Raw genomic sequence first — 12,722 nt, forward strand, 5'->3', positions numbered from 1 at the left:
AATTAGGTGAGGGATTTTATTCTACGGACTCTATTTCATTATAAGTTTCATTCTATTTTACAAGAAAAACTTACGAATGTCATTCCATGTTACAACTAACATTAATAACATTAATAATGCAAAACCAATAAAGTGAACCATTCCTTCTTTTTGACGGTCAATTGGTTTTCCTCGTAACGCTTCAATTAAGAAGAAGAATAAACGGCCACCGTCTAAAGCAGGAACTGGTAATAAATTGAATAAACCAAGGTTAATACTTAAAACTGCCGCTAAACTTAGTACACGCGTAAATCCATAATCTACAACTTGATCTGTTAGATTATAAATTCCTACTGGACCTGACAACTCATTAATAGAAAATTGACCAGTTACTAATTTCACAAGAGATTCAAAAATTAGTTTCGTCCATTGGTATGTTTGTTCAAATCCTGATTTAATAGAACCCATTACTGTTTTCTCTACAGGGGAATAAACACCAATCCTACCAACTTCGTCTTTTCCTTCTTTATCGAGTGTTGGCGTTACTTTCACATTAAACTGTTCATTATCACGCTTTACTTGTAACGTAATTTCTTTATTCGGATTTTCACGTACAATGTCAACAACATCTTTCCATGTACTTGTGTTTTTCCCATCAATCGCTTGAATTGTATCATTCTCTTTCAATCCAGCTTGCTGTGCTGCACTATTATCCATCACTTTTCCGACCATTGGTTTGTCAATAGGAACCCCTTGTACAAATCCAAGAATCACAAAAATAACAAATGCTAAAATGAAGTTCATTGCAGGACCCGCAAAGATTGTTAAAGCGCGTTGCCCTAGTTTTTTTGAACCAAATTGTCTATTATACGGAGCAATTTGAATTTCTTCCCCCGCAGTAATAATACGAGCTTTTTCATTCACTCGGAACGTTTGAAGCTCTTCCTCGTACTCCTCATAGCCCGAAATTGTTAGATTGTGCTCCAAATCAGCTTGTTCGACTTCAATGACACGAACATTTGGATACTTTTCATATCCATCAAAAACTAATTTCACAACTTCGTCTTTTTCATTTAATACAAGGCCAACCTTTTTCCCAGGCTTTAACTCAACTGTGTCCGCATCCTCGCCAGCCATTCTTACATAGCCACCAAGGGGCAGTAATCGAATCGTATACACCGTTTCATTCTTTTCAAATGAGAATATTTTCGGACCAAAACCAATCGCAAACTCGCGGCATAAAATACCTGCTCTTTTTGCGAAATATAGATGCCCTAGCTCATGGAAAAATACGAGTGCACCGAAAATTAATATAAAGGCAATCGCTGTATTCAATTCCATAACCACCTTTGCTAAATTTGTTCCATCACAAACCGTCTTGTGGCTGCATCAATTTCCAGAATTTCCTCTAAGCTCGGACGTGCAATGACATTGTGATGGTTCATTGCTTTTTCAATGAGGTCTTCTACTGTTAAGAAACCAATTCTCTTTTGTAAAAAGGCTTCAACAGCTACTTCATTCGCTGCGTTCATTACAGCTGGCATACTTCCACCTGCTTTTCCAGCTTCATACGCAAAACGTAGACAACGGAATCTTTCTTGGTCCATTTTCTCAAAATGCAACGTCCCTATTTCCCATAAGTTTAACTGTTTTGTGTCTGAAAGAGGCAATCTATCAGGATATGTAAGTGCGTATTGAATTGGTACTCGCATATCAGGTGAACCAAGCTGCGCCATTACACTACGATCTTCAAATTCAACCATAGAATGGATAATACTTTCTTTATGTAAAACAACATCGATTTGCTCGTAAGGGATACCAAAAAGCCAATGTGCTTCAATTACTTCTAGTCCCTTATTCATCATTGTAGCAGAATCAATTGTAATTTTCGAACCCATTGACCAGTTTGGATGTCGAAGCGCATCTTCTACGGTCACATGATGCAATTCATCCCTCGTTTTATCACGGAAACTTCCACCAGAAGCCGTTATAATAAGACGAGAAATTCTTTTCTCATTTTCACCATTCAAGCATTGAAAAATAGCTGAATGTTCACTATCTACTGGAAGTAACGAAACATTATGTTTTCGTGCTGCTTCCATTACAAGATGTCCTGCAGTTACTAACGTTTCTTTATTTGCAATTCCAATTGTTTTTTTCGCCTCAATTGCACGAAGTGTTGGTAACAACCCTACGCTACCTACAACAGCATTTACTACAATCTCCGCATCTGGATGTAATGCTACTTCTAAAAGCCCTTCACTACCATATACAATTTTTGTATTACCAGAAACAGCTTGTAATTTTAAAACATCTTCCTCTCTTTGCACAGAGACGATTTGCGGAGAAAATTCTTGAATTACCTTTACTGCGTAGTCAATATTTTTCCCTACAGAAAAAGCAACGAGACGGAATTGGTCTGGGTGCGAGCGTAATACATCTAAAGTTTGTGTACCAATTGATCCGCTTGCACCTAATAAACTAATGTTTTTCATGACTCCAACCCCTCGTTCATTTATTAATTGTATTGTAATAAGAAGTAGAGAATTGGTAAAACGAATAACCAACTATCTGTTCGATCTAATATACCACCATGTCCAGGTAAAATTGTACCTGAATCCTTTACGCCATAATGACGTTTAAAAGCAGATTGTACTAAATCACCAATTTGTCCAAAAATAGAAATGATAATTGTCAGCACAATTAAAATTACTACATTCGATTCCACTGGGAAGAACGCGTTGTAAACAAGTGCCACGATAATTCCGCAAACGATGCCGCCTAATGAACCTTCAATCGTTTTATTTGGACTAATTTCTGGCCACAATTTTCTCTTGCCTAATGCTTTTCCTACGAAATATGCGCCTGAATCAGTAGCCCATATAATAAATAATGCGCAAAACACATATTTAATTCCTAATATTCTCGTTTCATTTAAATATAAGAATCCCATTGCCACATATGTCGTTGCCATCAGTAAAAATGAAGCATTATCAAAAGTAAATGTATTCTTAGAAAGGACTGTATATGATAAAAGTAATAAAACAATCACAAATGTGATTTCCAATTTACCTAATCCAATCCATGTAAACAGTTCTGATGCACTACTTGGAATTAAAAGAATCCACAATAATACTGCAGCTAAAACTGTCGGTACTGAAATAAGCGTAAGCTTATTCATGCGAATTAATTCATATAAACCTATAGAAGCAAGTGCATACACTAAAACCGTAAAAGGCACGCCACCGTATATTACGATGGGAATGAATAGCGCGGCAGCAACCACTCCAGTAATAATTCTCTGTTTCACTACCAAACCCTCTCTTTCTACACGCCTCCGAATCTGCGCCCTCTATGTTGAAAGTCAGTAATTGCATTTAACAAATGTTCTTCTTTGAAGTCTGGCCAATACACGTCTGTAAACCAAAACTCCGAATACGCAATTTGCCATAACATGAAATTACTAATACGTAGCTCTCCGCTTGTTCGGATTAACAACTCTGGATCAGGTAAAGAACTCGTCATTAAGTAGGAAGAAAGCATTTCTTCACTTACCTCTTCAGAACGAATTTTTCCTTCCTCGTTATCTTTCATCATATGTTGCACAGCAGAAACGATTTCATCTCGACTTCCATAGTTTAACGCGAAATTAAGAATTAATCCCGTATTCTCTTTCGTATCTTCCATGGCTTTCTCCATCGCTCTGCGTGTATGCGTAGGAAGACGATCTTTTTGCCCTATTACTCGGACTTGTACGTTTTCTTCAATCAATTCTGGTAAAAATGTACCTAGAAATTCTTCTGGAAGCTTCATTAAATAATCAACTTCCTTTTTCGGTCTTTTCCAGTTCTCAGTTGAAAAAGCATAGAGAGTTAACACTTTCACATTAAGTTTACTTGCAAATTTTGTAATTTTCTTTACAACTTGCATACCTTCATGATGTCCCGCAATACGAGGCATTGCTCTCCTCTTTGCCCATCTTCCATTCCCATCCATAATGATGGCAATATGTTCTGGGATATATCCTTTTTTCACTTCTTCAACGAGATGATCAAACGATGTGTCCTTTTTACCTTTAAAAAAAGGAAAGTTTTTAAACATCATTCATACCCTCCAACAAGCAGACGTATGCCTAAAAGTGTAAAAAGACCCCCTTAAGAAGAGGGTCATATTTGCGAAGTTATCGCTATTACACTTCCATGATTTCTTTTTCTTTGTTTTTTGCGATTTCGTCAACTTTTGCAATATATTTATCTGTTTCTTTTTGGATATCTTCAGTATATCCTCTTAAATCATCTTCTGTAATCTCGCCAGCTTTTTCAAGCTTCTTAAGATCATCATTTCCGTCACGACGTACGTTACGAACAGCTACTTTTGCTTCTTCAGCATATTTTTTCACAACTTTAACAAGATCACGACGACGCTCTTCTGTTAATGCAGGGAATGCAATACGAATTACAGTTCCATCATTAGAAGGGTTTAAGCCTAAATCTGCTTTTAAAATTGCTTTTTCGATATCACCGATAGAAGTTTTATCATAAGGTTGAATTACAAGTAAACGTGCTTCTGGAACTGTAATGTTCGCTAATTGCACAACTGGTGTTGGTGCACCATAGTAATCAACTTGTACCTTATCTAATACAGACGAGCTTGCACGACCAGCGCGAACTGTTGCTAATTCACGAGAATAAGCAGCAACTGCTTTTTCCATTTTTTCATTTGAAGACTTCAATACTTGTTGTCCCATATTTATTTCCCCCTTACAACTGTTCCAATATTTTCGCCTAAAACGGCACGTTTAATATTACCTTTTTCCATAACTGAGAATACAATTAATGGAATATCATTATCCATACATAGAGAAGAAGCTGTAGAATCCATTACACCTAAACCTTCTTTTAATACATCTAAGTAAGTAAGCGTTTCGTATTTCGTAGCCGTTGGGTCAATAGATGGATCTGCGCTATATACGCCATCCACATTATTTTTCGCCATTAAAATAACGTCTGCTTCGATTTCCGCTGCACGTAATGCTGCTGTTGTATCTGTAGAGAAGTATGGATTACCTGTACCTGCTGCAAAGATAACAACACGTTTTTTCTCTAAGTGACGAACTGCTTTACGGCGAATGTAAGGCTCTGCCACTTGACGCATCTCAATTGAAGTTTGTACACGAGTTTGGATTCCAATATTCTCCAAGCTATCTTGAAGAGCTAATGAATTCATAACTGTAGCTAACATGCCCATGTAATCTGCTCCTGCACGATCCATGCCCATTTCACTTCCAATTTTCCCACGCCAAATGTTACCGCCACCAACAACAACAGCAACCTCTACATCAAGTTCTGCAATTTCTTTTACTTGTTCTGCAACTGACTTAATAACAGTTGGATTAATTCCAAATCCTTGCTCTCCAGCTAAAGCTTCTCCACTTAGCTTTAAAACGACACGATTATATTTCGGTTTACTCATAATGAACCTCCAATTGCTTACATCTTTATTTTAAAAAAGGGAACACAATGTGTTCCCTAATCTGTATTAGTTACTACCTTTTACTTGGTTCATTACTTCTTCAGCAAAGTTGTCTTCGCGTTTTTCGATACCTTCACCAACAGCGTAGCGAACGAATCCTTTTAATGTTCCGCCTTTAGACTCAACGAACTGACGAACTTTCATATCAGGGTTTTTAACGAATGCTTGGTCAAGTAAGCAAATCTCTTCGAAGAATTTGCCTAGACGGCCTTCAACCATTTTTGCAACGATTTTTTCAGGCTTGCCTTCGTTTAATGCTTGTTGTGTTAATACTTGACGCTCATGCTCAACTTCTTCAGCTGTTACAGCATCGCGGTCGATGTATTTAGGGTTAACTGCTGCAATGTGCATTGCCACATCTTTAGCAGCTGCTTCATCAGTAGAACCTTCAAGAACTGTTAATACACCAATACGTCCACCCATGTGTAGGTAAGCGCCGAATGCATCTGCATCAGTTTTTGATACGATTTCGAAACGACGAAGTGTAAGTTTTTCACCAATTTTAGCGATTGCTTCGTTGATGTGCTCTTCTACTGTTTTGCCGCCTTCAATTGTTTGAGCCATAGCTTCTTCAACGTTAGCAGGTTTGTTAGCTAATAAGTGAGCAGCTAGTTCTTTAATTAATGCTTGGAAACCTTCGTTTTTCGCAACGAAATCAGTTTCAGAGTTTAATTCTAAGATTAAAGCGTCGTTACCGTTTGTTTCGATGAAAGTTAAACCTTCAGCAGCAATGCGGTCTGCTTTTTTAGCAGCTTTCGCAATACCTTTTTCACGTAAGAAGTCAATTGCCTTCTCCATGTCGCCGTTAGTTTCTGTTAAAGCTTTTTTGCAGTCCATCATACCTGCGCCAGTTTTTTCACGTAATTCTTTTACCATTTGAGCAGTGATTGCCATACTTTTCATCCTCCTAAAATATGTATTTATACCTTTTATAAAGGTGTTTATACCTTAAAAAAGGTGATAAAAGGCCGAACCCCTTATCACCTTTCCAACTTTGTTACGCAGTAACAGTTTCTTCACCTTGTTTTGCTTCAAGGATCGCGTCTGCCATTTTAGATGTAAGAAGTTTTACAGCACGAATTGCATCATCGTTTGCTGGGATAACGTGATCGATTTCGTCTGGATCACAGTTTGTATCAACGATACCGATGATTGGAATGTGTAATTTGCGTGCTTCAGCAACTGCAATACGCTCTTTACGAGGGTCTACTACGAATAATGCACTTGGAAGACCTTTCATATCTTTAATACCGCCTAAGAATTTCTCAAGACGCTCTAACTCTTTTTTAAGTTGAACAACTTCTTTCTTAGGAAGTACTTCGAAAGTACCATCTTCTTGCATTCTTTCGATGTCTTTAAGACGCTTGATACGCTTTTGGATTGTTTGGAAGTTTGTTAAAGTTCCACCTAACCAACGTTGGTTAACGAAGTACATACCAGCACGAGTTGCTTCTTCTTTAATAGCTTCTTGTGCTTGTTTTTTAGTACCTACGAATAAAATGTCTCCACCTTCAGCAGCGATGTCGCGCATCGTTCTGTAAGCTTCCTCAACTTTTTTCACAGTTTTTTGTAAGTCGATGATGTAGATACCGTTACGCTCTGTGAAAATGTAACGCTTCATTTTTGGGTTCCAACGACGAGTTTGATGTCCGAAATGAACACCAGCTTCAAGCAATTGCTTCATAGAAATTACTGACATAATATAGTTCCTCCTAAATGGTTTTTGATATCCTCCGTTTACTTCATCTCTAAGCGAAACTACAAACGTAGCACCAACACTTAAATCAGTAAACGTGTGTACTTTGTACTGACACCACTGCTTACTATATCATACTGAAATATTACAATCAAGTCGAAAATGCGAACAATGTAAAACTTTCTTTGTTCATACTCGAATTCTAGTATTACCAACCTTCATTTCTTTTAAGCAAAAAAGCAAAATACAATTAATAGTTTTCCCAGAAAACACGCTTATGCCACTTTTCACAAGCACCATCAATCCATTGCACAAAAAAACTCTCCTCAATCGAGGAGAGTTTTTTATAAATTAGTTTGTTTTTAATTTAGCAAGTTCCTGTAGAAACTTGTCGTTTAGCACTTTAATGTATGTTCCTTTCATACCTAAAGAGCGAGACTCAATAACACCAGCACTTTCTAATTTACGTAGTGCATTTACGATTACAGAGCGAGTAATTCCTACGCGATCAGCAATTTTACTTGCAACAAGTAAACCTTCTGTTCCATTTAATTCTTCGAAGATGTGCTCAATTGCTTCTAACTCACTGTAAGATAATGAGCTGATCGCCATTTGAACAACAGCTTTACTACGTGCTTCCTCTTCGATTTCTTCTGCTTTTTCACGTAAGATTTCCATACCTACAACAGTTGAGCTGTACTCAGCAAGGATTAAATCGTCATCTAAGAACTCTTGACCTAGACGAGCTAATACTAATGTACCTAGACGCTCACCACCACCAACGATTGGTACGATTGTAGTTAAACCTTGACCAAATAATTCTCTGTTTTCTACTGGGAATGCTGTGTAAGCACTGTTCACATCTAAGTTTGAAGATGTTTCTGTAATGTTGAATAAGCTTTGTGTATATTCTTCTGGGAATTGACGTTCTGCAAGCATTTGCTTCATGCGTTCGTTTTCGATTTGTTGGTGAATTGCATAACCTAGTAATTTACCACGACGGCTAACTACGAATACGTTTGCTTCGATTACTTCACACATTGTGTCAGACATTTCTCTAAAGTTTACAGGCTTCCCTGCTGCGCTCTGTAATAACGCATTTAATTTTCTTGTTTTTGCTAATAATTCCATTTCAAAAGTTCCTCCTACATGTTACTCACATATTTTTTCATCACTTGGAAACTAGGGCGAGTCACCTGATGACACTATTACAAAATAAACTGGCTCACATCTTTATTTTTAGCAATTGTTGCTAATTTCTCCTCAACGTATTGAGGGGTTATCGTTATTTTCTCTAACGTAATTTCAGATGCTTCAAACGATAAATCTTCAAGGAGCTTCTCCATAATCGTATGAAGTCTTCTTGCTCCAATATTATCTGTATCCTGATTAACTTGATAAGCAATCTCAGCAATCTTACGAATAGCTTCGTCTGAAAATTCAATTTCTATACCTTCAGTCGCTAATAATGCCATATATTGTTTAATTAACGCATTGTCAGGCTCGATTAATATTTTAACAAAATCGTCTGTCGATAATTTTGTTAATTCTACTCGAATCGGAAATCTCCCTTGCAATTCCGGAATTAAATCCGACGGTTTAGACATATGGAACGCTCCAGCTGCAACGAATAAAATATAATCCGTTTTTACTGATCCGTATTTTGTCGCAACATTCGACCCTTCTACAATTGGCAAAATGTCACGTTGCACACCTTCACGTGATACATCTACGCTATTCGACTGCTTACCAGCAATTTTGTCAATTTCATCGATAAAAATAATCCCGAGCTGTTCAGCACGATAAACAGCCTCTTGTGTAACTTCATCCATATCAATTAAGCGCTGTGCCTCTTCATTTGTCAAGAGTTTTCTTGCTTCTTTTACAGAAAGTTTACGTTTTTTTGTTTTTTTCGGCATAAAACTCCCTAACGCATCTTGGAAATTCATTCCCATTTGTTCCATGCCAGTTCCTTGTAACATATCAAACATTGACGACTGTTGCTCAGTCACTTCAATCGATACAATTTCGTCTTCAAGAAGCCCTGCAGCAAGCTTTCTCTCCACATCTTGACGTTTCTTTTCGATTTCACCATCTTCTTGTGTATCAGACGTTTGACTCGAATTTTGAGCGCCCCCAAAAAGCATCTCTAATGGATTTTTAAATCCAGATTGCTTCTCCGGACTCGGTACTAAAATTTCAACAAGACGTTGATTCGCTTGCTCTTCTGCTTTATCTTGAACTTTCACTACCATTTCTTCTTTTACGATACGAACCGATGTTTCCACAAGGTCACGTACCATCGACTCTACATCTCTACCCACATATCCAACTTCTGTGAATTTTGTAGCCTCAACCTTAATAAAAGGTGCTCCAACGAGTTTCGCCATTCGTCGTGCTACCTCTGTTTTCCCAACACCTGTCGGTCCAATCATCAAAATGTTTTTAGGTGCTATTTCATCACGTAAATTTTCAGCTAATTTACTGCGACGGTATCGATTTCTCAACGCTACAGCAACCGCTTTCTTTGCGTCTTTTTGACCGATGATGTATTGATCTAATTTTTCCACAATTTGGCGCGGAGTAAAATGTAAATGCATATAAAATGCCTCCCTTACGATTCTACAATTCTTCAACAATTATGTTGTGATTCGTATAAACACAAATATCGCCAGCAATCTCTAAACTCGCTTTCGCAATTTGTTTCGCTGTTAAGTGTTCACTTGCATATTGCTTTAAAGCACGACCTGCAGAAAGTGCATAATTCCCACCAGATCCAATTGCTAAAATACCATCATCCGGTTCAATCACTTCTCCTGTACCTGAAACAAGGAGCATAGTTGTTTTATCCATGACAATGAGCATCGCTTCTAGTTGACGTAACATTTTATCGCCACGCCATTGTTTTGCCATTTCAACAGCAGCACGCTGCAAGTTGCCATTATACTCTTCTAATTTTCCTTCAAACATTTCAAAAAGAGTAAATGCATCAGCAACTGAACCTGCAAAACCAGCTAAAACTTTACCTTGGAAAAGTCTGCGAACTTTACGAGCTGTATGTTTCATTACAACAGCATTTCCCATTGTCACCTGACCATCTCCAGCCATTGCACATTCTCCATTATGATGAACTGCAAATATCGTTGTAGCGTGGAAATTCCCCATAGAAAAAACTCCTTTATTTGTTTTTATAGCTTTTAAAGCAATTTATGCCCGCGGGTGATGCTTCATGTAAACAGAACGCAATCTTTCTTTAGAGACATGCGTATAAATTTGTGTGGTCGACAAATTCTCATGACCTAATAGCTCCTGTACAGTACGTAAATCCGCCCCTTCATCTAACATATGTGTAGCAAATGTATGCCTTAACATATGGGGACTTATTCGCATTGTCAGTGAAGCCTTTTTAATGAGTTCATTTAAAACATAACGTACTCCACGACTTGTTAGCGGTGTACCTTTCGCATTTAAAAACACCATACGAGAGTCTTCGTCAGTCTTATTAACTAACTGTTTTCTCCCATTCTCTATATAAGTAATTAAAGAATCTTGCGCATAGCTTCCGAACGGAATATACCTTTGTTTTTTTCCTTTTCCCATTACTAAAATTGTTCCCACCGCAAAGTCAATATCAGTAAGTTGTAAATTGACACATTCACTCACACGGATTCCGGTCGCATACATCAACTCTAATAAAGCTTGATTCCTTTGACCTAATGGTGTTCCCGTGTCAGAAACTTCAAATAATTCCTCTAACTCTTCAGCATATAAAAACTTTGGGATTGACAATTCTTTTTTGGGGAGTGACGCAAGTGCAAACGGATTATCTTTCCGATAACCTTCTCGCATCAAAAAACGATATAAACTTCGTAAGCTTGATACTTTTCTTGCGACAGATTTACGGGCTAACTTTTCATCGTGCAACGTCGTTAAGTACAAACGAACATCCGCGTATGTAACGTCTAAAAAAGAGGATATGCCTTCTCGCTCCATAAATTGCACAAAATGTTCTAAATCATTTTGATAACTTGCAATTGTATATTTTGAATAATTTCTTTCAATTTGTAAATATCCAACGAATAATTGTAACAATTTCTTCACATTCACACAACTCACCTCAATAAAGGCTACTAAATCGTATCACAACTTAGTAGCCTTTGCAAGAAATTTAACTAAATATTTACAAAATTTTGAATTGTTTCTAAAGCGCGTGTTGCGTATGCTTCATTTCGTTCCGCTTTCTTTTTGATCTTCTTCTCTAACGGTGCAAATAGACCGAAGTTCGCATTCATCGGTTGGAAGTTTTTAGCGTTCGTTGCCGTAATGTAATTTGCCATGCTGCCCATTGCAGTTACTGACGGTAATACAACTGGCTCTTCACCTTGCACAAGACGTGCAGCATTAATTCCTGCTAATAATCCTGATGCTGCTGATTCAACATATCCCTCTACTCCAGTCATTTGACCAGCGAAGAATAAATCATCACGTTGTTTATATTGATATGTTGGACGAAGCAAATTAGGTGAATTAATAAACGTATTACGATGCATTACACCATAACGTACAATCTCTGCATTTTCCAGTCCCGGAATTAACTGTAGCACTTCTTTTTGTGGTCCCCACTTTAAATGCGTTTGGAAACCTACGATATTGTATAAAGTTCCTGCTGCATCATCTTGACGTAACTGAACAACAGCATATGGCGTTTTCCCTGTTTTTGGATCTTCCAATCCAACAGGTTTCATAGGTCCAAATACTAGCGTCTGTCTCCCTCTACTTGCCATAACTTCTACTGGCATACAACCTTCAAAGAAAATTTCTTTTTCAAACTCTTTTAAAGGCACTGTCTCAGCAGCAATTAAAGCCTCATAAAAACGGTCAAACTCTTCTTCTGTCATTGGGCAATTTAAATATGCAGCTTCCCCTTTGTCATAACGCGATTTTAAATATACTTTATTCATGTCAATACTGTCTTTTTCTACGATTGGTGCTGCCGCATCGTAGAAATAGAAATAATCTTCACCTGTTAGTTCTTTTAATTGTGCAGCAAGATCAGGAGATGTAAGTGGACCTGTTGCAATAATTGTTGGTCCTTCTGGAATTTCAGTAAGCTCTTCGTTCACTACAGTTACATTCGGATGGTTTTTTACGTATTCTGTTACTTTAGCTGCGAACTCATGACGGTCTACAGCTAAAGCACCTCCAGCTGGTACAGAGCACTCATCTGCCGCACGAATAATTACAGAATCCATTAAACGCATTTCCTCTTTAATAACTCCAACTGCATTTGTTAAAGTGTTTGCACGAAGTGAGTTACTACATACTAATTCAGCAAATTTATCTGTGTGATGAGCTGGCGTTTGCCTTACCGGCCTCATTTCATATAATCTAACTTGGACACCACGTTTTGCAATTTGGTAAGCCGCTTCACTTCCTGCAAGACCTGCGCCAATGACGTTTACTACTTGTGTTGTCATATATATCACCTTTCCTTTTCTTCCCGAAAAAAATGTGA

General features: G+C 37.7%; 13 protein-coding genes. All 13 read right to left on the minus strand.

Going from position 1 to position 12,722, the window contains the following annotated elements; translation table 11 throughout:
* Window positions 1-57: 57 nt before the first annotated feature.
* A complete protein-coding gene (gene rseP / locus MHI26_RS19720; RefSeq protein WP_001090242.1) occupies window positions 58-1,314 on the minus strand; it encodes an RIP metalloprotease RseP in 1,257 nt (418 codons plus the stop codon).
* A 17-nt stretch (window positions 1,315-1,331) separates the two neighbouring features.
* Entirely contained in the window at window positions 1,332-2,474 is a 1,143-nt protein-coding gene (gene dxr / locus MHI26_RS19725; protein ID WP_000790358.1) for a 1-deoxy-D-xylulose-5-phosphate reductoisomerase, read from the minus strand.
* A 23-nt stretch (window positions 2,475-2,497) separates the two neighbouring features.
* Window positions 2,498-3,289, minus strand: a complete 792-nt coding sequence (gene cdsA, locus MHI26_RS19730) for a phosphatidate cytidylyltransferase (RefSeq protein ID WP_000813589.1) — start codon at window positions 3,287-3,289, stop codon at window positions 2,498-2,500.
* Between the two features lie 17 nt (window positions 3,290-3,306).
* Window positions 3,307-4,083: an isoprenyl transferase gene (gene uppS / locus MHI26_RS19735; protein WP_000971296.1), complete on the minus strand. Its 777-nt coding sequence runs from the start codon at window positions 4,081-4,083 to the stop codon at window positions 3,307-3,309.
* Window positions 4,084-4,168: 85 nt separating this feature from the next.
* Window positions 4,169-4,726, minus strand: a complete 558-nt coding sequence (frr, locus tag MHI26_RS19740) for a ribosome recycling factor (RefSeq protein WP_000531505.1) — start codon at window positions 4,724-4,726, stop codon at window positions 4,169-4,171.
* A 2-nt stretch (window positions 4,727-4,728) separates the two neighbouring features.
* Window positions 4,729-5,451, minus strand: coding sequence for a UMP kinase (pyrH, locus tag MHI26_RS19745; protein WP_000042669.1), 723 nt, complete (start codon window positions 5,449-5,451; stop codon window positions 4,729-4,731).
* 66 nt (window positions 5,452-5,517) lie between these two features.
* Window positions 5,518-6,405 carry a translation elongation factor Ts gene (tsf, locus tag MHI26_RS19750; protein WP_001018575.1) on the minus strand — a complete coding sequence of 296 codons (888 nt, stop codon included), beginning with the start codon at window positions 6,403-6,405 and terminating at the stop codon, window positions 5,518-5,520.
* Between the two features lie 103 nt (window positions 6,406-6,508).
* Window positions 6,509-7,210, minus strand: coding sequence for a 30S ribosomal protein S2 (rpsB, locus tag MHI26_RS19755; protein WP_000111485.1), 702 nt, complete (start codon window positions 7,208-7,210; stop codon window positions 6,509-6,511).
* Between the two features lie 348 nt (window positions 7,211-7,558).
* A complete protein-coding gene (gene codY, locus MHI26_RS19760; protein WP_000421290.1) occupies window positions 7,559-8,338 on the minus strand; it encodes a GTP-sensing pleiotropic transcriptional regulator CodY in 780 nt (259 codons plus the stop codon).
* A 77-nt stretch (window positions 8,339-8,415) separates the two neighbouring features.
* Complete coding sequence (gene hslU, locus MHI26_RS19765) at window positions 8,416-9,807, minus strand: ATP-dependent protease ATPase subunit HslU (RefSeq protein WP_000550084.1); 1,392 nt, start codon at window positions 9,805-9,807, stop codon at window positions 8,416-8,418.
* Window positions 9,808-9,829: 22 nt separating this feature from the next.
* Entirely contained in the window at window positions 9,830-10,372 is a 543-nt protein-coding gene (hslV, locus tag MHI26_RS19770; protein ID WP_000526274.1) for an ATP-dependent protease proteolytic subunit HslV, read from the minus strand.
* A gap of 42 nt (window positions 10,373-10,414) precedes the next feature.
* Window positions 10,415-11,314, minus strand: coding sequence for a tyrosine recombinase XerC (gene xerC, locus MHI26_RS19775; RefSeq protein WP_001101245.1), 900 nt, complete (start codon window positions 11,312-11,314; stop codon window positions 10,415-10,417).
* A 65-nt stretch (window positions 11,315-11,379) separates the two neighbouring features.
* Entirely contained in the window at window positions 11,380-12,684 is a 1,305-nt protein-coding gene (trmFO, locus tag MHI26_RS19780) for an FADH(2)-oxidizing methylenetetrahydrofolate--tRNA-(uracil(54)-C(5))-methyltransferase TrmFO (protein ID WP_000213006.1), read from the minus strand.
* Window positions 12,685-12,722: the final 38 nt, after the last annotated feature.

It is taken from the genome of Bacillus sp. FSL K6-1218 (assembly GCF_038006445.1).
Taxonomy (GTDB): domain Bacteria; phylum Bacillota; class Bacilli; order Bacillales; family Bacillaceae_G; genus Bacillus_A; species Bacillus_A thuringiensis_S.